Annotated in this window: 18 protein-coding genes; 14 read left to right on the plus strand and 4 right to left on the minus strand. The window is 62.6% G+C overall.

Annotated features, from left to right (window positions below; translation table 11 throughout):
- Window positions 1-265: 265 nt before the first annotated feature.
- The 8 genes from glgB to comE are packed head-to-tail and all read left to right on the plus strand — an operon-like array spanning window position 266 to window position 11,402.
- Complete coding sequence (glgB, locus tag GLR48_RS09230) at window positions 266-2,470, plus strand: 1,4-alpha-glucan branching protein GlgB (protein WP_237060974.1); 2,205 nt, start codon at window positions 266-268, stop codon at window positions 2,468-2,470.
- Window positions 2,471-2,489: 19 nt separating this feature from the next.
- Complete coding sequence (gene glgC / locus GLR48_RS09235; protein WP_237060975.1) at window positions 2,490-3,761, plus strand: glucose-1-phosphate adenylyltransferase; 1,272 nt, start codon at window positions 2,490-2,492, stop codon at window positions 3,759-3,761.
- A 3-nt stretch (window positions 3,762-3,764) separates the two neighbouring features.
- A complete protein-coding gene (glgA, locus tag GLR48_RS09240) occupies window positions 3,765-5,201 on the plus strand; it encodes a glycogen synthase GlgA (protein ID WP_237060976.1) in 1,437 nt (478 codons plus the stop codon).
- Window positions 5,198-7,324, plus strand: coding sequence for a glycogen debranching protein GlgX (gene glgX, locus GLR48_RS09245; protein WP_237060977.1), 2,127 nt, complete (start codon window positions 5,198-5,200; stop codon window positions 7,322-7,324). The genes glgA and glgX overlap by 4 nt, the downstream gene beginning before the upstream one ends.
- A gap of 27 nt (window positions 7,325-7,351) precedes the next feature.
- Window positions 7,352-8,977 carry an alpha-D-glucose phosphate-specific phosphoglucomutase gene (locus GLR48_RS09250; protein ID WP_237060978.1) on the plus strand — a complete coding sequence of 542 codons (1,626 nt, stop codon included), beginning with the start codon at window positions 7,352-7,354 and terminating at the stop codon, window positions 8,975-8,977.
- A gap of 54 nt (window positions 8,978-9,031) precedes the next feature.
- The gene (gene hisD, locus GLR48_RS09255) at window positions 9,032-10,351 is read left to right on the plus strand and encodes a histidinol dehydrogenase (protein WP_237060979.1); all 1,320 of its coding nucleotides are present in this window, start codon (window positions 9,032-9,034) and stop codon (window positions 10,349-10,351) included.
- Entirely contained in the window at window positions 10,348-10,851 is a 504-nt protein-coding gene (locus tag GLR48_RS09260) for a sulfopyruvate decarboxylase subunit alpha (protein WP_237060980.1), read from the plus strand. The genes hisD and GLR48_RS09260 overlap by 4 nt, the downstream gene beginning before the upstream one ends.
- Window positions 10,848-11,402: a sulfopyruvate decarboxylase subunit beta gene (gene comE / locus GLR48_RS09265; RefSeq protein WP_237060981.1), complete on the plus strand. Its 555-nt coding sequence runs from the start codon at window positions 10,848-10,850 to the stop codon at window positions 11,400-11,402. Before GLR48_RS09260 ends, comE begins: the two co-directional genes overlap by 4 nt.
- Window positions 11,403-11,408: 6 nt before the next feature.
- On the opposite strand, the gene gcvH is transcribed toward comE, so the two are convergent.
- Window positions 11,409-11,768, minus strand: a complete 360-nt coding sequence (gene gcvH, locus GLR48_RS09270; RefSeq protein ID WP_237060982.1) for a glycine cleavage system protein GcvH — start codon at window positions 11,766-11,768, stop codon at window positions 11,409-11,411.
- A 121-nt stretch (window positions 11,769-11,889) separates the two neighbouring features.
- Between gcvH and GLR48_RS09275 the strand changes: the two genes are divergently transcribed.
- The gene (locus tag GLR48_RS09275) at window positions 11,890-13,077 is read left to right on the plus strand and encodes an acetyl-CoA C-acyltransferase (protein ID WP_237060983.1); all 1,188 of its coding nucleotides are present in this window, start codon (window positions 11,890-11,892) and stop codon (window positions 13,075-13,077) included.
- Between the two features lie 10 nt (window positions 13,078-13,087).
- Here GLR48_RS09275 and GLR48_RS09280 read toward each other — a convergent pair whose 3' ends face one another.
- The 3 genes from GLR48_RS09280 to GLR48_RS09290 are packed head-to-tail and all read right to left on the minus strand — an operon-like array spanning window position 13,088 to window position 15,621.
- Window positions 13,088-13,198: a DUF2474 family protein gene (locus GLR48_RS09280; protein WP_237060984.1), complete on the minus strand. Its 111-nt coding sequence runs from the start codon at window positions 13,196-13,198 to the stop codon at window positions 13,088-13,090.
- Window positions 13,198-14,208, minus strand: a complete 1,011-nt coding sequence (gene cydB, locus GLR48_RS09285; RefSeq protein ID WP_272911386.1) for a cytochrome d ubiquinol oxidase subunit II — start codon at window positions 14,206-14,208, stop codon at window positions 13,198-13,200. Before cydB ends, GLR48_RS09280 begins: the two co-directional genes overlap by 1 nt.
- A gap of 6 nt (window positions 14,209-14,214) precedes the next feature.
- Window positions 14,215-15,621, minus strand: a complete 1,407-nt coding sequence (locus tag GLR48_RS09290; RefSeq protein ID WP_237060985.1) for a cytochrome ubiquinol oxidase subunit I — start codon at window positions 15,619-15,621, stop codon at window positions 14,215-14,217.
- 268 nt (window positions 15,622-15,889) lie between these two features.
- On the opposite strand from GLR48_RS09290, the gene GLR48_RS09295 reads away from it, so the two are divergent.
- The 5 genes from GLR48_RS09295 to GLR48_RS09315 all read left to right on the plus strand — a co-directional run bounded on the left by GLR48_RS09295 (window position 15,890) and on the right by GLR48_RS09315 (window position 22,440).
- A complete protein-coding gene (locus GLR48_RS09295; protein ID WP_237060986.1) occupies window positions 15,890-16,936 on the plus strand; it encodes a TRAP transporter substrate-binding protein in 1,047 nt (348 codons plus the stop codon).
- Window positions 16,937-17,032: 96 nt separating this feature from the next.
- Window positions 17,033-17,617, plus strand: a complete 585-nt coding sequence (locus tag GLR48_RS09300) for a TRAP transporter small permease (protein ID WP_237060987.1) — start codon at window positions 17,033-17,035, stop codon at window positions 17,615-17,617.
- Window positions 17,614-19,110, plus strand: a complete 1,497-nt coding sequence (locus tag GLR48_RS09305) for a TRAP transporter large permease (protein WP_237060988.1) — start codon at window positions 17,614-17,616, stop codon at window positions 19,108-19,110. The genes GLR48_RS09300 and GLR48_RS09305 overlap by 4 nt, the downstream gene beginning before the upstream one ends.
- A 154-nt stretch (window positions 19,111-19,264) precedes the next feature.
- Window positions 19,265-19,828 (plus strand): PDC sensor domain-containing protein, encoded by a 564-nt coding sequence (locus GLR48_RS09310; protein WP_237060989.1) that lies wholly within the window; start codon window positions 19,265-19,267, stop codon window positions 19,826-19,828.
- Complete coding sequence (locus GLR48_RS09315; protein ID WP_237060990.1) at window positions 19,825-22,440, plus strand: methyl-accepting chemotaxis protein; 2,616 nt, start codon at window positions 19,825-19,827, stop codon at window positions 22,438-22,440. The genes GLR48_RS09310 and GLR48_RS09315 overlap by 4 nt, the downstream gene beginning before the upstream one ends.
- Window positions 22,441-22,575 lie beyond the last annotated feature (135 nt).

A 22,575-nucleotide genomic window follows, 5' to 3' on the forward strand; every position in this document is an offset into this window, starting at 1 on the left:
TCCTGTGTCTTGATTCCATCGCGGGATCGCCCCTTGATACGTGCAGGGTCCGGATCGGGCTAGCCGGACGATCGGGTTCCCGCGCCTTATGGCGTCGGTGCAACACCATGCGGACCGCCACCGGGCCTGAGCTGGTCCGTTGCAGCAACGCATGAAAATCTTTACGAAACGTGAATGGCTTGCGTTCCGGCGCAGGAGCGGTTGGAATACAGGCAACCGCGCCATCGCGCCGCCCCGTGCGCCGCTGCGACGAAAAGGGATCCTGATGGGACAGACCAAGACACCGGACGCCGCGGCGCTGGTCGATCACAACGCAGCCCGCGCCATTGCGAACGGCCACTGCGCCGATCCCTTCGCGCAACTGGGTCTGCAGGACAGGGACGGCGCCGTTCTGCTGTCGGTCTTCGTGCCCGGCGCCGATGCCGTGACCTGCCTTGCGGGACAGACAGAGGTGCCGCTGGTGGCATTGCGGGATTATCCCGGCCTTTTCGTCGCGGCCTTTTCGAAAGCGCCGCAGACCTATCGCCTGCACGCCACGGCGCAGGGGAGCAACTGGACGTTTGACGACCCCTACAGCTTTGGCCCGGTGCTGTCGCAGGACGACCTGTATTTCATCGGAGAAGGCAGTTATCGCCGCCTGTGGCAGGCTTTGGGTGCCCATGTCATGACGCATGAGGGCGTTGACGGGACGCACTTTGCCGTCTGGGCGCCGAATGCGCAGCGGGTTTCGGTCGTTGGAAATTTTAATGTCTGGGACGGGCGCCGCGCGCCGATGCGGCGCCGCGACGGCGGTATCTGGGAAATCTTCATGCCCGGGCTGGGCGACGGCGAGATCTACAAATACGAGATCCTGGGCCCTGACGGCGCACCTTTGCCGCTGAAGGCCGACCCTTTCGGCTATGGGTCGGAGCATCCGCCGCGGACCGGATCGGTCGTGCGCGACCTGTCCCATGCGCAGTGGCACGATGCCACCTTCTTGCAGACACGCGCACAGGCACAGACGATCGACGCGCCGATCAGCATCTACGAAGTGAATCTGGCCAGCTGGAAGCGCGCGCCGGGCAACCGGCCGTTGTCCTATGTCGAACTCGCGACGGATCTGGTGGATTACGCCGCCTGGATGGGCTTTACCCATATCGAGATGATGCCGATTTCCGAACATCCCTTTGATGGATCATGGGGCTATCAGCCGATCGGGATGTATGCGCCGACGATCCGCCACGGCACACCCGATGAATTCCGGGCGCTGGTGGATGCCGCGCACGCCAAGGGACTGGGTGTGTTGCTGGACTGGGTGCCGGGGCATTTCCCGACGGATGCGCACGGTCTGGGCAGCTTCGACGGCACGCACCTTTACGAACACGCCGATCCGCGCGAGGGGTTTCATCAGGACTGGAACACTCTGATTCCGAACTTCGGCCGCAATGAAGTGGCAAACTACTATACCTCAAACGCGCTATACTGGCTGGAGGAATATCACCTTGACGGCCTCCGCGTCGATGCGGTGGCCTCGATGCTGTATCGCGACTACTCCCGCAAGCACGACGAATGGGTGCCGAACAAGGACGGCGGGCGCGAAAATTACGAGGCGATCGCGCTGCTGCAGAACATGAACACCCTGACCTACGGCGAGGTGCCGGGCATCATGACCGTGGCCGAGGAAAGCACCGCCTTTCCCGGCGTGTCGCGGCCGGTGGACTACGGCGGTCTGGGCTTCGGGTTCAAGTGGAACATGGGGTGGATGAACGACAGCCTGCGCTACATGGAACTCGACCCGATCCACCGCAAGCATCACCACCACGAGATGACGTTCAGCCTGCACTATGCCTTTGGCGAAAATTACGTGCTGCCGATCAGCCATGACGAGGTCGTGCACGGCAAGGGATCGATGTTGCACAAGATGCCCGGCAACGCCTGGGAGAGGTATGCCAACCTGCGCGCCTATTACGGTTTCATGTGGACCCATCCGGGCAAGAAACTGTTGTTCATGGGACAGGAATTCGCGCAGTCGAAGGAATGGAACCACAACCAGAGCCTTGACTGGCACGAATGCGACGATGGCCGCCATAAAGGCATGCAGATGTGGGTCCGCGACCTGAACCTGCTTTATCGCGCAACGCCGAGTCTTCATCTGAATGACACGCGGCCCAGCGGGTTTCAGTGGCTGGAGGCGAATGACGCCGACAGGTCCGTCTTTGCCTACGTCCGGCACGGCGGCCCGGATGATCCCAAGGTCGTCGTCGTGATGAACATGACGCCGGTGGACCGGCCCGGCTACTGTGTTGGGCTGCCCGTGGCAGGGCGCTGGCGCGAGGCGCTCAATTCCGATGCAGAAGCCTACGGCGGCGGCGGTCGTGGCAACATGGGCGGCATTTCATCGGAAAATACGCCGTGGATGGGACAGGATCAGTCAGCACTGATGAACATTCCGCCGCTTTCGACAGTTATCTTCGTACATCAAGATGCATAATCTTTCTGGGAGGAACAATATGAAGCCGACGCCGAACACCCGCCTGTCCAACCGCGCTCTTGCCTTTGTTCTGGCTGGCGGCCGGGGCAGCCGCTTGAAGGAGTTGACCGACAATCGCGCCAAACCGGCCGTCTATTTCGGCGGCAAGACCCGGATCGTGGACTTTGCGCTGTCGAACGCGCTGAACTCCGGCATCCGGAAGATGGCGATTGCCACGCAATACAAGGCGCACAGCCTGATCCGCCACTGCCAGCGCGGCTGGGGCTTCTTGCGGGCAGAGCGGAACGAATTCCTCGATATCCTGCCCGCCTCGCAGCGGATGGATGAAACCAAATGGTATGTCGGCACCGCCGACGCCGTGACGCAGAACATCGACATCATCGACAGCTATGACATCGACTACATCGTCGTGCTGGCGGGCGACCACATCTACAAGATGGATTACGAGGTCATGCTGCAGCAGCATGTCGACACGCAGGCTGACGTGACGATCGGCTGCCTCACCGTCCCCCGGATGGAGGCCGTGGCCTTTGGCGTCATGCACGTCGATGGCAAGAATCAGATCACCGATTTCCTGGAAAAGCCCAAGGATCCGCCCAGCATCCCCGGCGATCCGGACCATGCGCTGGCGTCCATGGGCATCTACATCTTCGACTGGAAGGTCCTGCGCGAACGCCTGCTGGAGGACATGGTCGACACCAACTCCAGCCATGATTTCGGGCACGACATTATCCCCTACATGGTCGCCAACGGCAAGGCGATGGCCCACCGGTTCGAGGATTCCTGTGTCACCTCCGGTCTTGAAACCGAACCCTACTGGCGTGACGTCGGCACCATCGACGCCTTCTGGCAGGCCAATATCGACCTGACGCAATTCACCCCGCCGCTGGACCTTTACGACACCAGCTGGCCGATCTGGACCTACGCCGAAAGCGTGCCGCCGGCCAAGTTCATCCACAACGAGGATGGCAGGCGGGGATCTGCCGTGTCGTCGATGGTCAGCGGCAACTGCATCATCTCCGGCTCTGAAGTGGCTGAATCGCTGCTGTTCACAGGGGTGCGGACGCACTCTTATGCGTCGTTGCTGCGTGTGGTGGCGCTGCCCGACGTCACCGTCAATCGCCGTGCCCAGTTGCGCAACTGCGTGATCGACCGCGGTGTCGAAATCCCCGAGGGCCTGTCGATCGGTGAGGATTCCGATACGGACCGCGCCAACGGTTTCCGCGTGTCCGAAGGCGGGGTCGTATTGGTCACCAAGACGATGATCGAAGCTTTCAACGCCAAGAGGTAAGCCATGCCGGGTCGTGTCCTTTCCGTCGCCTCTGAATACGTGCCGCTGGTCAAGACCGGCGGACTGGCAGACGTGGCGGGTGCGCTGCCCGGCGCGTTGCTGGGGCAGGGATGGGACATGCGCAGCCTGCTGCCCGCCTATCCCGGTCTGATCGAAAAGGCGGGGGCAGGGCAAGAGGTCTGGTCCGACCCAGACCTTTTCGGTGGCCCGGCGCGGGTGGTGATGGGACAAGTCGGGGCCGACATGGTCCTGCTGCTGGACGCGCCGCACCTTTATGACCGGGCAGGCGGACCTTACGGTAATCCCAAGGATTTTCCTGACAACGCCCAGCGGTTTGCGGCCTTGTCCTGGGCTGCGTCGCGTATCGCGATCACCGGTCTGTCGGACGGCTGGGTGCCGGATGTGATGCATTGCCACGACTGGCAAGCGGGCTTTGCGCCCGCCTATCTGCGCTTTGCCGGCGATACCCGCGTCAAAACGGTGATGACCGTTCACAACATCGCCTTTCAGGGCAACGCCTCCGCCGCGATGCTGGGCGAATTGCGCCTGCCGTTCGAGGCGTTCAACACCGACACGTTGGAATACTGGGGTCACCTGTCCAGTCTCAAGGCAGGGCTTGCCACCGCCGACGCGATCACGACCGTCAGCCCGACCTATGCGGCGGAACTGATGCGCGGCGATTTCGGCATGGGGTTCGAAGGCCTGATGGCGTACCGCGCGGCGGACCTGCACGGCATCCTCAACGGGATCGACGACACGGTCTGGAATCCCGAGACCGATCCCGAGATCGCCCGGACCTATACCCGCGCAGCGCTGGGTCGCAAGCGGCCCAACCGGGACGCCTTGATGGCTGAATTCGGACTGACCGGCATTGATGGCCCCCTCGGCATCGTCGTCAGCCGGTTGACGGATCAAAAGGGGATCGACCTGATCGTCGCCACGGCCGCAGACTTTGTGGCGCAGGGCGGTGGCCTCGCCATTCTGGGCTCGGGAGAGCCGTATCTGGAGGAGGCGCTGATGGATCTGGTCAAGGCGCATCCGAGCCGGATCGGTCTGCGCATCGGCTATGACGAGGCGCTGGCCCACCGCATGTTCGCTGGCGGTGATGCGGTGCTGGTGCCGTCCCGGTTCGAGCCTTGCGGGCTGACGCAGCTTTACGGTCTGCGCTACGGCTGCGTGCCTGTGGTGGCGCTGACCGGTGGTCTTGCGGATACGGTGATCGACGCCAACCCGATGGCGCGCATGGCGAATGTGGCGACAGGCGTACAGTTCCACCCCGTCGACGCGCTGGCCTTCGGCCAGGCGTTGCGCACAGTGGTCGAATTGCACCGGGATGCCAAGGGATGGGCAGCCATGCAAAAACGCGGGATGTCCCAGGCCCTGGGATGGGATACATCTGCTTTAGCTTATGCCCAATTATACGAGTCGCTGACGGCGTGAATGCAAACCTGAATACCGGTATCCCGACAAAATTGCGTGACCATCCGCTTGCGGCCGGTCGCCCCAATCCGCTGGGTGCGACCTTCGACGGGCAGGGTGTGAATTTCGCCGTCTTTTCAGAACACGCCGAGGCGATCGACCTGTGTCTGTTCACTGATGACGGGCGCAAGGAACGCGCCCGGATCCCGCTGCTGGAACGCGATGGCGATATATGGCACGTCTACGTCGCAGGTCTGACACCCGGCGCGAAATACGGCTTTCGTGTTCAGGGACCGTATGAGCCGGAACAGGGTCACCGCTTCAACTACAACAAGCTGCTGCTGGACCCTTACGCCAAGCGCATCGCGGGCAAGCTGCGCTGGTCGGACGCCGTCATGGGTTACAAGGTCGGCAGCCCGCGCGAGGATCTGAGTTTCGACAACCGTGACAGCGCCTTTGCCGTGCCGCGCAGCATGGTCGTGGATCCGTCTTTCAATTGGGGCGATGACAAGCCGCCTGCCGTGACGCCATCCGATACGGTGCTTTACGAGGCGCACGTCAAGGGGTTGACCGCGCGGATGCCCGGTGTCTCGCCGATGACCCGCGGCCGGTTTCTGGGCCTGTCGTCGGAACCGGTGCTGGAACACCTGACGCGTATCGGCGTAACCACGGTGCAGTTGATGCCCGCACAGGCCTATGTCGACGACCATTTCCTGTCGCAACAGGGGCTGCGCAACTATTGGGGTTACAACACCATCGGGTTCTTTGCGCCGGAACCGCGTTACATGACCGATCAGGGGATCTGGGAATTCCAGACCATGGTGCGCCGCTTCCACTCTGCCGGGATCGAGGTCGTGCTTGACGTCGTGTATAACCACACCGCCGAAGGCAACGAGATGGGGCCGACCCTGTCGTTCAAGGGCTTTGACAACCTGTCTTATTACCGGCTGGCAGCTGACAAGCGGTTCTACGTCAACGATACCGGCACCGGAAATACACTCCGCGTCGAACATCCGATGGTCCTGCGGATGATCATGGATTCCATGCGCTACTGGGTTGAGGTGATGCACGTCGACGGCTTCCGCTTTGACCTCGCTACCATTCTGGGCAGGGAAGAGCACGGTTTCGACCGGCAGGGCGGGTTCCTTGATGCGCTGCGTCAGGACCCGGTGCTGGGCACCGTGAAGCTGATCGCAGAGCCGTGGGACCTTGGCCCCGGCGGTTATCAGTTGGGCAACTGGCCGCATCCGTTTCTGGAGTTCAACGACAAGTACCGCGACAACGTCCGCAAGTACTGGCGCGGCGACAAGGGGATCACCGCCGATCTGGCCAAGCGGATCGTCGGCAGCGCGGAACAGTTCGACCACTCGGGCCGCGCCGCCACGTCGTCGATCAACTTCGTCACGGTCCACGACGGTTTCGTGCTGGAGGACGTCGTCAGCTATAACGTCAAGCACAACGCCGCCAACGGCGAGGACAACCGCGACGGCAAGGACGACAACTATTCCGACAACATGGGCCATGAAGGCCCGACCGACGATCCGGCCATCCGCGCCGCCCGGGCGCAGCGCAAGCGCAACCTGCTGGCCACGGTGTTCTTGTCCCAAGGCACGCCGATGCTGCTGGCGGGGGACGAGATCGGCAATTCCCAGTGGGGCAACAACAACACCTATGCGCAGGACAACGATCAGGGCTGGATCAACTGGCACAAGCCCGATCACAAGATGCTGGCCTTTGTCGAGCGTCTGTCCAACCTGCGTCGCGCCCACCCGGTGCTGCGCCAGTCGCGTTTCCTGCACAGCCGCGCGCGGCGTGTCGACGGCAAGCCGGACCTGTTCTGGCGGATGCCTGACGGGCGGGCGCCGACCTCTGCCGACTGGCAGAACCCCGACTGGCGCGCTCTGTCGGTGGAGGTGCGGACCTCGTCCGACACGCCGGAATATGCGGCCTCGACCGACGTGTTGTTCCTGACCTTCAACGCGGGTGACGAGGTGACGATCACGTTGCCGGACCTGCCCGCCGATAGTCTGTGGGAACTTGTGCTGGATACCGCCGCCCCCGATGATGGACCGCAGTGCGTTGCCGGCACAACGGCCCGTATCGCGGCGCAATCCGTCTGCGTCTTTGCCCAGACCCCCGCTTGACCTAAGTCCGGTTCAGGAGGACCGCCCATGCACATCGTGACCACCCAACCGATCGACGGCCAGAAGCCGGGCACATCCGGCCTGCGCAAGAAGACCCGCGTTTTCATGCAGCCGCATTATCTGGAAAACTTCGTGCAAAGCGTGTTCGACGCCATCGGCGGGGCTTCTGGCAAGACATTTGTCGTCGGCGGCGACGGCCGGTTCTTCAATGATCGCGCGGCACAGGTCATTTTGCGCATGGCCGCCGCAAACGGGGCCGCGCGTGTGATCGTGGGGCAGGGGGCCTTGCTGTCGACCCCTGCCGCGTCCCACCTGATCCGCCTGAACAAGACCGATGGCGGCCTGATCATGTCCGCCAGCCACAACCCCGGCGGCGAGGACGAGGATTTCGGCATCAAGTTCAACGGTCCCAACGGCGGGCCCGCGGCAGAGGGTCTGACGGACCGGATCTTTGCCCGCACGACTGAAATCACGGACTACAAGATGACCGACGCGCAGGATGTCGATCTTTCGACCGTGGGCGAGACATCGCTGGGGGACATGGCGATCAACGTGGTCGATCCGGTGGCGGATTATGCCGCCCTGATGGAGAAGCTGTTCGACTTTGCCGCGATCAAGGCGATGATCGACGGCGGCTTCCGCATCAGCTTCGACGCGATGAACGCGATCACCGGGCCTTACGCGACCGAGATCATCGAGAACCGCCTCGGCGCCGCAAAAGGCTCTGTCGTGCACGGCACGCCGCTGCCCGACTTTGGCGGCATGCACCCCGACCCCAATCCGACCTGGGCACACGAGCTGATGAGCACGATGAACGGCCCCGATGCGCCTGATTTCGGTGCCGCCAGCGACGGCGACGGCGACCGCAACATGATCGTCGGCCCGAACGTCTATGTCAGTCCCTCGGACTCGCTGGCCGTGCTGGCCGCCAACGCCCATCTGGCCCCCGGCTATACCGAGGGCCTTGCGGGTGTCGCACGGTCCATGCCCACCTCTGCCGCCGCCGACCGCGTGGCAGCCAAGATGGGGATGCCCTGCTATGAAACCCCCACCGGCTGGAAGTTCTTTGGCAATCTGATGGACGACAACCGTGTCACGCTGTGCGGCGAGGAATCCTTCGGCACCGGGTCCAATCATGTCCGCGAAAAGGACGGCGTCTGGGCCGTGCTGATGTGGCTAAACATCCTTGCAGCGCGCAAAATGTCGGTGGCCGAGATCATGCACGACCACTGGCAGACCTTTGGCCGCAACTACTACTCCCGACATGATTATGAGGCGATCGAAACGGAAACCGCCAACGCGCTGGTCGCCGATCTGCGGGCGAAGTTGCCGGACCTGCCGGGACAGGTCGTTCAGGGCCGGACGGTCGCAACTGCCGACGACTACACCTATCACGATCCGGTCGACGGGTCGGTGTCCGAACATCAGGGCATTCGCGTGATCTTTGACGACGGCGCGCGCTTCGTGATCCGCCTGTCCGGGACCGGAACGTCCGGCGCGACGCTGCGGCTTTATCTTGAAGCGCTGGAACTGGATCCCGCGAATTTCGATCACGATCCGCAGGACGCGTTGGCCGATATCATTGCAGTCGCTGAACAGATTGCGGAAATCAAGGCCCGCACCGGACGCGACGGCCCGGACGTCACAACCTGACGCTTGCCAGACGCCCCCTCCCGGACGCAAGGTAAGCCGAAAAGGAGAGGGGCGATGACGCGAACCTACCTGAAACAGGCGAGACGCCGGCCTCAGACTGACAAGTCAGAGGTGCGGCAGATCGTTCAGGACATGCTGGCGCAGATCGAGGAGGGAGGCGACGCTGCAGTCCTTGATTACGCCCGTCAGTTCGACCGATACGACGGCCCCGTCGTCCTGACCGCGGCGCAGATCGACGCTGCCTGTGCCCGCGTCTCTGACGCCGTGAAGGCCGACATCCGCTTTGCCCATGCCAACATCCGCCGCTTTGCCGAGGCGCAGCGCGCCACCCTGCAGGACATCACGCTGGAAGTGGTGCCCGGCCTGATCGCCGGGCAGCGCAACCTGCCCGTCAGCGCCGCCGGATGTTACGTGCCCGGTGGGCGCTACAGCCACATCGCAAGCGCCGTGATGACCGTCACCACCGCCAAGGTCGCGGGCGTCGGTCACATTACCGCCTGTTCGCCGCCGCGCGGCGCGGACGGCATCGACGACGCGCTGATTTTTGCCGCGCATCTGTGCGGGGCCGACACCATCGTCGCGCTGGGCGGTGTGCAGGGCATCGCGGCCATGGCCTTCGGTCTGCTGGGCCTGCCGCCGGTCGATATCCTCGTCGGGCCCGGCAACCAGTTCGTGGCCGAGGCCAAGCGCCTGTTGTTCGGACGTGTTGGCATCGACATGGTCGCCGGTCCCACCGACAGCCTGATCATCGCGGATGGCACGGCAGAGGCCGCGATCGTTGCGGCCGACCTCGTCGGGCAGGCAGAGCACGGCTATAATTCGCCGGTCTGGCTGGTGACAGACGACAAGGCGCTTGCGCGCGATGTCATGGCCCGCGTGCCCGCCCTGATCGCGTCCCTGCCAGAGGTGAACCGCCTGAACGCCGAAGCCGCATGGCGCGACTGTGCGGAGGTGATCCTGTGCGACAGCCGTGAAGATATGGCGGCCACGTCAGATGTTTATGCGCCGGAACACCTGACCGTGCAGGCCGCCGACCTGCCGTGGTGGCTGGACCGCTTGCGCAACTACGGCAGCCTGTTTCTGGGCGAGGAAACGACGGTCGCCTTCGGCGACAAGGCCAGCGGCACGAACCACGTCCTGCCGACGTCGGGGGCCGCGAAATACACCGGCGGGTTGTCAGTCCACAAGTTCATGAAAATCGTCACCTGGCAGCAGGCGACCCGCATAGGATCCCGCCCGGTGGCCGAGGCGACCGCCCGGATTTCGCGTCTAGAAGGCATGGAGGGCCATGCCCGCACCGCCGATGTGCGGCTGGCCAAGTACTTCCCCGATTTCGACCCGGCCACCACCCAGATCACGAAAGAATCCCTGTGAACATTTCCGAGAAACTCGTCGCGGATTTCGCGGCGAACGACGTGGGTTTCATCACCACCGTCCCGTGCAAGCAGCTTGCCGGCGTCATCGACGCGGTCGAGGCGCATCCCGCCATCCGCCATGTCCCCGCCAACAAGGAGGACGAGGGGATGGGGCTGTGTGCCGGTGCCTTCATGGGCGGCACGCGCAGCGCGATCATCATGCAGAATACGGCGATCGGGGTCACGATCAACACGCTGGTCACGCTGATCCAGTATTACCGGATGCCGCTTCCGATGCTGATCTCTTACCGCGGAGAGTTGCGCGAACCCGTCGCATGTCAGGCCGAGATGGCGGTGCATACCAAGGCGCTGCTGGCCCAGTTGAACATCCCGACCTATCATTTTCACAAGACGAGTGACGCCGACGAATTCGACGCGATCCTGAAATACACCTTCATGTGCAACAAGCCCGTGGCGATCCTGACGGATGCGTCCTTCTGGAAAGGATACGGCGAATGATCAGGTCAGAGATTCTGAAAGACATCGCACCGATCCTGAACGGCCGGCTTGTGGTCTGCAATATCGGCATTCCGTCACAGGAACTGCACGCGATCCACGATCAGGCGAGCAATTTCTACATGCTCGGCACGATGGGGCTGGCGTCCTCCATCGGTCTGGGTCTGGCCCTGTCGCAGCCCAAGACCGTCATCGCGATCGACGGCGACGGGTCTGTCTTGACGAACCTCGGAACGCTGCCGACCATCGCGAACAACGTGGCAGACAACTTCATCCTGCTGATCGTGGATAACGGCAGCTACGGCTCCACCGGCGATCAGCCGACCTATGCCGGGATGAAGACGAAGCTGGAGGATGTCGCCCGCGCCTGTGGCTGCGATAATGTCATCGCCTGCCAAGCCGAAGAGACCGGCAAGACCCTGCAAGCCGCCATCGACAACGGAAAGCAGACTGTCATCGTCTGCAAATGCGACAGCGGGAATGCCAAGATGCCTGTGATCACCATGGACCCGGTCACGATCCGCGACCGGTTCATGGCGGCGGTGCGGGCCTGATCCGGATCAGCCGACGTATTTCTTGTAGGCGCCTTCGTCCATGAAGTCGTCCATCTCGTCCATGTCCTCTGGCGAGATGGCAAAAAGCCAGCCGTCGCCAACAGGATCGTCGACCAGCAGGCCGGGATTCTTGGTCAGCGCGGTGTTCACGTCCACGATCTCTCCGCCGATGGGGGCGAGGATGTCGGAGGTCGTCTTGTCGCTCTCGACCACGGCGCATTCATCGTCCTTGACCACGGCATCGCCTTCCTCGGGCAATTCGACAAAGGCGATCTCGCCCAATTCGGCGACGCCGAATTCGGTCACGCCGACGACGATCATCCCGTCCTCCTCGCGCAGCCACAGGTGTTCTTCGGTGAATTTCATGGGCTCGTCCTTCGGCGCTTGCTCCGTCCCCTCCTAGAATAGGCGCGATGTCGGCGCCTTCAAGCGCCCTTGCGTGCGGATTTCCAACGCGCAAGGATGCGGCGAAACCGGGGAGGGTGGCATGACCGACATTTACATCACGGGGGCGGCGCGTACGCCCCTTGGCGCATTCCAGGGCGCTTTTTCTGACGTGACGGCACCGCAACTGGGCAGCGTGGCGATCTGGGCGGCGCTTGACCGGGCAGGGGTCGATCCCGCGACCGTGGACGAGGTGTTGATGGGCAACGTGCTGCCCGCAGGTCTGGGGCAGGCGCCCGCACGGCAGGCGGCGCTGGGCGCGGGGATGGGGGTCGCCACGCCCTGCACCACGGTCAGCAAGGTCTGCGGGTCCGGGATGAAAGCGGTGACGCAAGGCATGGACGCCATCCTCGCGGGCCATGTCGCCACGGTCGTCGCAGGCGGGATGGAGAGCATGACCAATGCCCCCTACCTGTTGCCGAAGGCGCGCGGCGGTGCGCGGATCGGCCATGACGTGATGCTGGATCACATGATGTTTGACGGGTTGGAGGACGCTTACGCCTGCACAAATTCCGGCGCGCGCCGGTCGATGGGCACGTTTGGAGAGGACTGCGCCGCGCATTACGGCTTTGACCGAGGCGCGCAGGATGCCTTTGCCATCGCAAGCGTGACGCGGGCGAAACGGGCGGCGAACGAGGGTCTGTTCGACTGGGAAATCGCACCGGTCATGGCGGGCCGCAAGGGCGATGTCGCGGTCAGCCGCGACGAAGGACCGGACCGCATCGACACCACCAAGATCCCGAAGCTGCGCGCCGCCTTCGCGGATGGTGGCACGATCACGGCGGCCTCGGCCTCGTCCATCAACGATGGCGCGGCGGCGCTGGTGCTGATGTCGGGCGACGCGATGAAAGCGGCGGGGGCAGAGCCGCTCGCCCGGATCGTGGGCCATGCTGCCTATGCCGGAGAGCCGGGCTGGTTCACGACCGCGCCCATCTTTGCCAAGCGCAAGCTGGCAGAGCGGATCGGCTGGGATCTGGCCGAGGTGGACCTGTTCGAGATCAACGAGGCCTTTGCCGTCGTGCCGATGGCCGCGATGGTGGACTGCGGGATCAGCCACGACCGGGTCAACGTGCACGGTGGGGCCGTCGCACTTGGCCACCCGATCGGCGCATCCGGCGCGCGGATCATCGTGACCCTGCTGGGGGCGATGCGCGCGCGCGGTGCGAAACGCGGGATCGCCAGCATCTGCATCGGCGGCGGCGAGGCGCTTGCCGTGGCGCTGGAGGCCTAGCGGCCCTCGTCTAGAGGATCGCCAGACGGATTGCGAAGGCGACAACGGTCAGGGCGGCGACACTCGCCACCCAGATCGCCACGAACCACGCGATCCGCTGCCAAAGCGGGCCGGTCGCCATCAGTGGTAACCGTTGTCCGGGTCAAGCTTGCCGCGGAACACCCAGTAGGCATAGGCCGTGTAGGCGAGGATCAGCGGGATCAGGACAGAGGTCCCGACCAGTGCGAACTTCAGGCTGGCATCCGGGGCCGCAGCGTCGACGATCGACAGGGCCGGCGGGACGATATTGGGATAGAAGCTGATCCCAATGCCGATAAAGCTGATGACGAACAATGCCATCGACGACAGGAACGGCGTGACGTCGTGCCCCCGTGCGAGGCCGGTGAACAACATGTAGATCGCAATCGCCAGCAGCACAGGGATCGGCAGGGTATAAAGGAAGCCCGGCATCGCGAACCAACGTTCGAAGTAGGTGTAGTTCTGGAACGGCGTCCAGATGCTGACGGCGGCGATGAAGACCAGCGTGGCGATCGCCAATGGCTTTGCCAGATCGCGCATCCGGTGGTGGACCGCGCCATCCGTCTTCATCATGACCCAAGTTGCGCCCAGCAGCGCGTAGCCTACGACAACCGCAACACCGGTCAGCACTGTGAACGGCGTCAGCCAATCCCACCAGCCGCCCGAATAGTGGCGGTCGGTGATCTTGATGCCCTGAACCAGCGCCCCCAGTGCGATGCCCTGACACAGGGCCGCCATGGTCGATCCACCGAAAAAGGCGGCGTCCCATACGCGCTTCCAGCGCTCTGTCTTCCAGCGGTATTCGAAGGCCACGCCGCGGAAGACCAGCGCCAGCAGCATCAGGATGATCGGCATGTACAGCGCCGACATCACCACCGCATAGGCCAGCGGAAAGACGGCAAAGAGGCCGCCGCCGCCCAGCACCAGCCATGTCTCGTTCCCGTCCCAGATGGGGGCCACGGAATTCATCATCGTGTCGCGGTCTTTCTTGGAGTGGGCAAAGGGAAACAGGATGCCCACCCCCAGATCGAAGCCGTCAAGGACGACGTAGGTCAGCACGGCAAAGGCGATCAGCCCGGCCCAGATGAAGGAGAGTTCGAAAATGATGTCCATGATGTCTTACTCCGCCGGATGTGCGTTGTGGGTCTGCTGCAGTGGCGTGATGCCAGCCGCGCGCACCGGGCCGTCACGCAGGCCCAGTCGGGCTGTGCCGGGATGCTTGCCCATCATGCGCATGATGTAAAAAGTGCCGGCGCCGAAGACGAAGAAGTAGACGACGATGAAGGAAATCAGCGATGCGGCGACAGCGGGTGCAGCCACAGGGCCAAGGCTTTCCGAGGTCCGCAACAGGCCGTAGACGGTGTAGGGCTGTCGCCCAACCTCTGTCGTGATCCAGCCGGCCAGCACCGCGACGAACCCCATCGGGCCCATCACGACGGTCGCCCGGTGCAGCCACGTGGTATCATACAGCCGCCCGCGCCAGCGCTGGATGCCGCCCCACAGGCCGATCCCCAGCATGGCAAAGCCGATGCCGACCATCACGCGAAAGCTGAAGAAGACGATGGCGACAGGGGGTTCCTGATCATCGGGCACCGTATCAAGCCCTTTGAGCGGCGCGTTCAGATCGTGCTCAAGGATCAGCGACGACAGCTTCGGTATCTCGATGGCGTAGTCGATGCGCTTTTCCGCCGGGTTCGGGATGCCGAACAGAATCAGTGGTGCGCCGTCCGGATGGCTGTCATAGTGGCCTTCCATCGCCATGATCTTGACCGGCTGGTGTTCCAGCGTGTTGATCCCGTGCGCATCGCCCGCACCGATCTGCAGCGGTGTCACGATCAGCGCCATCCACATCGCCATCGAAAACATGGTCCGCGTGGCGGGGTTGTTGCGATCCTTCAGCAAATGCCAGCCCGCGACACCGGCCACCACGAAGGCAGTCGTCAGGTAGGCCGCAAGCACCATGTGTGTCAGCCGGTAGGGGAATGAGGGGTTGAAGATGATCGCCCACCAGTCCTCTGGCACGAACTGGCCGACGTCGTTAATGGAAAACCCTGCGGGGGTCTGCATCCAGCTGTTCACACTCAGGATCCACGTGGCCGACATCAGCGTGCCGCCCGCGACCATCGCCGTGGCGAACATGTGCAGCCCGTTGCCCACCTTTTCGCGCCCGAAAAGCATGATGCCAAGGAAGCCTGCTTCGAGGAAGAAGGCGCTCAGCACCTCGTAGGCCATCAGCGGGCCAAGGACCGGGCCGGTCTTGTCAGCATATTCGGACCAGTTGGTGCCGAATTGGTAGGACATGACGATGCCGGACACGACGCCCATGCCGAAGGCCACGGCAAAAATCTTTTTCCAATAGTCGAAGACCGTGCGATAGACCGCGTCCCCCGTCCACAGCCACAGGGCGTTCAAAACGGCCAGAAAGCTGGCCAGACCGATCGAGAATGCCGGAAAGATGATGTGGAACGACACGGTGAAGGCGAATTGGAAGCGCGCCAGTGTCTCTGCTGCAAAACTGCTGAGCATATCTATTGTCCTTGGCTGTCACCCATAATGACGGGCTTGGGTTGCAACTGTCATCCAAGGCACGAAGTTCCCATGAGGCAAACCCGCACAGACCTTGTAACTACAGGGAAATTTTTCCGAGAGTGCTTTGTCAGTACTGATATAAATCAGCAAAAACGTCAGGGTCAGTCGGATTTGCCATGACAAACCTGCGACCATCTGCATCATGCGCAGAACCTGAGGGGATGATAGCCCTCTGTTGCTGCATTGAACGTCTGGGAGGACTGGGATGAAGACCAACCGTAGAACCTTGCTGGGGGCCGCAGGGGCCGCAGCCTTGCTGGCGCTGACGGCCACTGGCGCCTTCGCGCAGGAGGTCACGCTGAAGCTGCACCAGATGCTGCCGGCGCAGGCGTCCGTGCCGAAGCTGATCCTTGACGTCTGGGCCGACAAGGTCGAGGCGGATTCCGGCGGTCGCATCAAGATCGAGCGCTTTCCGTCGATGCAGCTGGGCGGCTCGCCACCCGAACTGATTGACCAGGTCGTCGATGGGGTGGCCGATATCGTCTGGACGGTCGTGGGCTATACCCCCGGGCGTTTCCCCAGCACAGAGGTCTTCGAGCTGCCGTTCTTCGTCAGCGACCCCAAGGCCGCAGCCTATGCCTTCTGGAAGATGTACGAGAAGGACATGAAGGACGGCGAATTCAAGGATGTCCACATGCTGGGCACCTGGGTCCATGGTCCCGGCCTGTTCCACACCACTGATCCGGTGGAAACGCCGGGCGACCTGCAGGGCATGAAGATCCGCGGCGGCTCGCGCCTCGTGAACCAGATGCTGGAGGCCGTGGGCGCCACCCCGGTCGGCATGCCGGTCCCCGCCGTGTCGGAGGCATTGTCAAAGGGCGTCATCGACGGCACGACCCTGCCGTGGGAGGTGACGAGTTCGCTGAAGATTGCCGAACTGGTCCACAACCACACCGATTTCGAAGGCAGCGGTCTGTATACGCTCGCCTTTGTCATGGCGATGAACCCTGCATCCTACGACGCGCTGCCCGATGACCTGAAGGCGGTGATCGACGCGGACTCGGGCCTCGACTTCTCCGTCCTTGCGGCCGAGGTCAATCTGGGCGCGGACGCACCGGCAAAGCAGATTGCCGAGGATATGGGCAACACGTTCATCACCATCGATGCGGCAACGGTCGAATCCGACTGGATGCCGCTGGTCGAGCCGATCTATGCCAGTTGGGTCGCAGACATGGATGCCAAAGGCTACGACGGGCAGGCGCTGATCGACGAGGCGCGGGCGCTGATGGACGAGTATCAGGCCAACAAGTGACCGTTGGTCAGAACGATGAACGATCCGGGGGCGTCCGTCAGCGGACGCCCCCTAGCCATATAGACCTGGCGTGCCGCCGCCCCACCGGAGACCACGATGTATTCTGCCTTTTTGAGATTGTCTCAACTGATGGCCTGGCTCGGCGGCGCAATGCTGGCGCTACTGATCCTGCTGGTCTGCGCCTCGGTCGTGGGACGAGAGATCAATTCCATCCTGCATGGCGATCTGGCTACCACTCTGGCGCCGGGTTTTGCCACATGGTTGCTGGATCTGGGTGTCGGACCGGTGAACGGCGATTTCGAACTGGTCGAGGCCGGTATCGCCTTTTCCATCTTCGCCTTTCTGCCGCTGTGCCAGATCACCGGCGGCCATGCCTCTGTCGATGTGTTCACCAACTATTTGCCTGACGGCATCAACCGCGCCCTGCGCGTGGTCACGGATCTTGTCTTTGCCGCTGTCATGGTGCTGCTGGCGTGGCAGCTTTGGCTGGGCCTTCTGTCAAAGAAGTCGTCCGGTCAGACCACGTTCCTGCTCGAAATGCCGGTCTGGTGGGCCTACGCGCTGTCGCTGGTCGGCGCCGTCGTGGCGGCGGGCGTCGCCTGCTACATCGCTTCAGTGCGTGTCCGTGAAACACTGACCGGGACAGCAATCCTGCCCGACGATCTTGGAGCAGAACATTGAGCGACCTTGCCATCGGGATCGTTTCTTTCCCAGCCCTCCTCGGTCTGATCTTCCTGCGTGTCCCCATCGGGCTTGCGATGTTCCTGGCCGGTCTGGTCGGTCTGGTCCTTGTGACGGGCGATACCACCATCCCCTTCGCCAGACTGAAGTCCGAGACCTTCACGACGTTCTCCAGCTACTCGCTGTCGATCATCCCCATGTTCCTGCTGATGGGCCACTTCGCGACCCTCGGCGGCATGAGCCAGGCGCTGTTCAAGGCCGCCGAAGGGTTCCTCGGCCACCGGCGCGGTGGTGTGGCAATGGCCGCCATCGGCGCCTGTGCAGGCTTCGGCGCGATCTGCGGCTCGTCGCTGGCCACGGCCGCCACCATGAGTCGGGTGGCCCTGCCGGAACTGCGCCGTTACGGCTACGCCGGCGGGTTTTCCACCGCGACTCTCGCGGCAGGCGGCACGCTCGGCATCCTGATCCCGCCCTCGATCGTGCTGGTGATCTACGCCATCCTGACCGAGCAGAACATCGCCAAGCTCTTCCTTGCAGCCTTCATTCCCGGCGTGCTCGCCGCCCTTGGCTATCTCATCGTGATCAGCGTCTACGTTCGGCTTTATCCCGAAAGCGCCGGCACGCGTCCCCGCGTCGGCTGGGCCGCCCGGATGCGCGGCGTCGTCGCCGTCTGGCCGGTGCTGATCGTCTTCGCCCTCGTTGTCGGCGGGATCTACGCGGGCTGGTTCACGCCGACCGAAGGGGCGGCTGTCGGTGCGCTGGGGACGGGGGTGATTGCCTGGGCAAACGGTGGGCTGACGTGGGCCACCTTGGGCGATTCCTTCATGGTGACCGCACGGTCCACGGCGATGATCTTCTTCATCGTGCTGGGGGCTGCGTTCTATAACGGCTTTCTGGCGCTGACGCAGGTGCCGCAGGAAATCGCGCTTTGGGTTGTGGACCAGGGGCTGTCGCCGCTGCTGGTGCTGACGCTGATCCTGATTTTCTATCTGGCGCTGGGCTGCCTGATGGACAGCCTGTCGATGATTCTGCTCACGATCCCGATCTTCTGGCCGGTCATGCAGGGCCTCGATTTCGGCTTCGTCAGCCTTGTCGATCTGCAGTCCGCCCGCCTGACCGAGCTGGTTCAAAGCGGGTCGCAGATCGCCCCGGACCTGCTGTCGCAGGCGCAAAGCGCTTTGGCGCAGGGGATAGCTTTGACCCGCGACCAGATGACGGACATCGGCCTGCGGGGCGCGAACGAAGGCGCACTGGCCCGAATCAATACCGAACAGGTCGCGATCTGGTTCGGTATCCTTGTCCTGATCGTCGTCGAGGTCGGTCTGATCACGCCACCCGTGGGCATGAATCTGTTCATCATCAACGCGATGGACCGCAAGACACCGATGGCGGATACCTACCGGGCAGTGATGTTCTTTGTCGCTTCCGACCTGATCCGCGTCGCCATTCTCGTGGTATTTCCCATCGTGACACTCGTGTTGATCCCTTGGTAAGCCGCGCGCCGCGCCGTTCCTTCCTCACATGAGCCGATGCCATTCGACGCGTCGCGGATGCAAATATCCGAGGCGGTTCAGAGCACCTTAAGTTTTGTGCGCGATGAAGGCTGCATATGGAAACATTTGCAGCCTTTAAACGGATCGCACGCTCATGAAACTCATCGCTCTATCCACCGCTCTGACGCTGTCGATCGGCCTGCTGCCGGCCCATGCCTCGGAGGAGGACTACAAGACCTTCGTTCAGACCAAGGCAAACGTCTGGATGGCCGACCCGGTCGTGCAATCCGCGCTTGCAGCCGCCAATGCCGCGCACGCCGACCTGACGGAACCTGCGATCCTCGATCTTGACGCGACTTGGCGGACTCAAATCGACGCGTCGGACAAGCCGTTGATCACGCAGGTTCTTTCGGCGCATGTGTCTGATTATCTGCGGTCGATTATCGACGGGTCCGATGGTTTGATCGCAGAAATCATCCTGATGGACGATCGCGGCCTCAATGCCGGTATCAGCAGCGTCACCTCCGATTACTGGCAGGGGGACGAAGACAAGTTTCAACAGACCTACGCCGCCGGGCCTGCGGCGATCAACGTCAGCGACGTGGAACTGGACGAATCCACCGGCGTCTACGTCATCCAGATTTCGATGCCAGTCCTTGATCCGACTGGCGCTGCCATCGGTGCCGCGACCTTCAGCCTCGACGCCGAACGCCTTTGATCGACACCCGTTCGGCCGCGACCCAGCCCCGAAACGAAGGACCCATGGCCATGATTCTCCGCCTTCTCAATAAAATGTCGTTGACCTTGAAGGTCGCCCTGATCGCAACCACTGCAATCGTTGTGGTTGCCGGTACGCTTGCTGCGCTGCACGGCGCCAGTAGCCGGTCCAACATTCGTCAAATGGTGGAAGCGCAGGGATTGGTACAAGGCAAGATGCTGTCGGGCGCGCTTTATGGCGCCACGCGTTTCGACGACGCCGCCTCCGCTGAAGCACTTTTGCAAGCCACGCTCGACGCATCAAACGGTGAAGGTCTTGCTGCTCTGATCCTCAAGACGGACGGACAGGTCTTTGCCAGCGCTGCCGGGCCCGGCGGCGATGTCGAGGCCTTGACCGGTGCGGCCGCCGATCTGCTGGGCCAAGCCCTGTCGGGCGCGCAGGCGGTGGGTGATATCATCGTACAACCGATCACCAAAGGCGATGCTGCCGTCGGCACGCTTATCCTGAAGTGGAGCGCTGAAAACGCGCTCTCTGCATTTTCTGTCACAGCCCGGAATATTCTTCTGATTTCAATGGTGGTCACCGGAGCCCTGCTTGGCGCCACGGTTCTTCTCTCGCGGGTCCTGATCATCCGACCTTTGAACGCTGCACGGGTCACCATCGGACGGATCAGCGACGGCGAACTGGATCTTGTCGTGCCGGCCATGACGCGGGGCGACGAGATCGGCGAAATCGCCCGCTCAATAGACGAGCTGCGGAAAACCCTCGCCGACAATGCTGTGGCCCAGCGAGAGGCCGCCTACAAGGGCGCCGCATTCAACTCCGCCTCTGCGGCCCTGATGTTGACCGATCAGGATTTCAATATCCGTCATGTGAATCCTGCCATGATTTCGCTGCTGACGCGTTTTCGCGATCAAATTCCGGCATTGGCCGCTGACGTCACTGCCGCGCGCTTGGCCACGATGTCCATGGATGATTTTCACGCCGATTTGGGCCATGCGCGCGCGCGCCTGCGTCACTTGGGTGACAAGACCTTCAGCATTCCGATTGCGTTCGGCGACGATCGTATCGCGCTTGAGATCTCGTCTGTGACCGACTCGCAGGGCGAACATATCGGTCTGATCATGGAATGGGCCGACGTGACCCAGCAGTGGCTGAACGATGCCATTCTGCACGGGCTCGAAGAACAGCAATTGCGCGTCGATCTGGATGTCGACGGACGGGTCGTCTACATCAATCCCAACATGTGCAGAGCGCTGCATCGCGACGCCGGCGCCCTTCGCGGACTTGATCTGAATGCCCTGATGGGGCCGACGCCGCCGGATGCATCCCGGGCCGCCGACATTCTGATGTCTGCCCGTGAAAACCGCCTTTTTGCCGGACAGATCACCATGACCGGATCGGATGGCACGCAGCTTGTCTTGGATGGCAGCGTCAACGCCGTTCGGGACAGCAGTGGTTCACCCATTCGCTTTATCATGTTGGCCCGCGACATCACGCAGTCGGAACTCGCGATCCGGAATGCGGCGCTTGCCCGCGAAACCTTCGAAAAAGAGCAGTCGGTCGTGGTTGAGGCCCTGCGCATCGGTTTGCGCAGCCTCAGCGACGGCGATCTGACCGCCATGATCGACGCGCCGTTTGCCGGGGCATACGAAGATCTGCGGACGGCTTACAACGGCGCCGTTCGGACTTTGGCAGAGGCGATGCGCGGCGTCGTCGAGAACGCGGACAACATCTCGAACGAAGCCCGCGACATCTCCAGCACCACGGATGGGCTGTCGCGCCGGACCGAGGCGACCGCAGCAACCTTGGAGCAGACGGCTGCCGCATTGAACGATTTGACATCGTCGATCCGCGCCACGGCTCAAGGTGCCAAAGAAGCCGACGGTGTGGTCCGCGAGGCGCGAAAAAGTGCGGAACATAGCGGTCAGGTCGTCCTTGAAACCGTGTCTGCCATGGATCAGATCGCGGAAAGTTCAGGTCGGATCACCTCGATCATCAAGGTGATCGACGACATTGCTTTCCAGACCAATTTGCTGGCTTTGAACGCAGGCGTCGAAGCCGCCCGTGCCGGTGATGCCGGTCGCGGTTTTGCGGTCGTGGCCTCCGAGGTGAGGGCGCTCGCACAACGCTCATCCGACGCGGCCCGCGAAATCAACGATCTGATCGACAAAAGTGGCAGTCAGGTCCGGCGAGGCGTTGATCTTGTCGGACGAACCGGCAGCGCCCTTCAGCAGATCGTCGATGCCGTCTCGCAAATCTCCGATCTGGTCTCGTCGATTGCGGATTCATCAGCGCTGCAGTCGACCAACCTTGGCGATATCAACAGCTCGCTCAACCAACTGGATCAGTCGACGCAGCAGAATGCCGCTCGCCTGGAAGAAACCACCGCCGCGAGCGAAAGTCTGCGTAAGGACGCCGTCTCTCTGGTCGAGACGGTCGCTTACTTCAAGGTCGATGAAACGGGCCGGCAAGGCAGTCAGGATCCATCCATCGTTTCATTCCGCGCCCGGTCCCGGCAACCGGACAGAGCACCGGAAAAAGTCGCACCATCGCTCGTGCCGACACATAAGCGACAGGCTGTGGCCGTGGGCGAGTGGGAGGATTTTTGAAGTCGCATCCGCCTTTTTTGCCCTGACACTACCCAGACTTTAGCTTTCATGATCGGCACCCGATGACTTATGCGACTGCGCCCGGACAATCTGCATCTGAATGTCTAATGCACGTGATCCAGGGGACCCATCTTG

Source organism: Loktanella sp. M215 (assembly GCF_021735925.1).
Lineage (GTDB): Bacteria > Pseudomonadota > Alphaproteobacteria > Rhodobacterales > Rhodobacteraceae > Loktanella.

Bases quoted from the DNA above. Each gene is read 5' to 3' on its own strand.
- GLR48_RS09300 (WP_237060987.1), top strand. From the start codon at position 17,033: ATGTATTCTGCCTTTTTGAGATTGTCTCAACTGATGGCCTGGCTCGGC.
- GLR48_RS09275 (WP_237060983.1), top strand. From the start codon at position 11,890: ATGACCGACATTTACATCACGGGGGCGGCGCGTACGCCCCTTGGCGCA.
- hisD (WP_237060979.1), top strand. From the start codon at position 9,032: ATGACGCGAACCTACCTGAAACAGGCGAGACGCCGGCCTCAGACTGAC.
- GLR48_RS09280 (WP_237060984.1), bottom strand. From the start codon at position 13,198: ATGGCGACCGGCCCGCTTTGGCAGCGGATCGCGTGGTTCGTGGCGATC.
- cydB (WP_272911386.1), bottom strand. From the start codon at position 14,208: ATGGACATCATTTTCGAACTCTCCTTCATCTGGGCCGGGCTGATCGCC.
- glgB (WP_237060974.1), top strand. From the start codon at position 266: ATGGGACAGACCAAGACACCGGACGCCGCGGCGCTGGTCGATCACAAC.
- comE (WP_237060981.1), top strand. From the start codon at position 10,848: ATGATCAGGTCAGAGATTCTGAAAGACATCGCACCGATCCTGAACGGC.
- GLR48_RS09250 (WP_237060978.1), top strand. From the start codon at position 7,352: ATGCACATCGTGACCACCCAACCGATCGACGGCCAGAAGCCGGGCACA.
- glgC (WP_237060975.1), top strand. From the start codon at position 2,490: ATGAAGCCGACGCCGAACACCCGCCTGTCCAACCGCGCTCTTGCCTTT.
- glgA (WP_237060976.1), top strand. From the start codon at position 3,765: ATGCCGGGTCGTGTCCTTTCCGTCGCCTCTGAATACGTGCCGCTGGTC.
- gcvH (WP_237060982.1), bottom strand. From the start codon at position 11,768: ATGAAATTCACCGAAGAACACCTGTGGCTGCGCGAGGAGGACGGGATG.
- GLR48_RS09310 (WP_237060989.1), top strand. From the start codon at position 19,265: ATGAAACTCATCGCTCTATCCACCGCTCTGACGCTGTCGATCGGCCTG.
- GLR48_RS09295 (WP_237060986.1), top strand. From the start codon at position 15,890: ATGAAGACCAACCGTAGAACCTTGCTGGGGGCCGCAGGGGCCGCAGCC.
- GLR48_RS09290 (WP_237060985.1), bottom strand. From the start codon at position 15,621: ATGCTCAGCAGTTTTGCAGCAGAGACACTGGCGCGCTTCCAATTCGCC.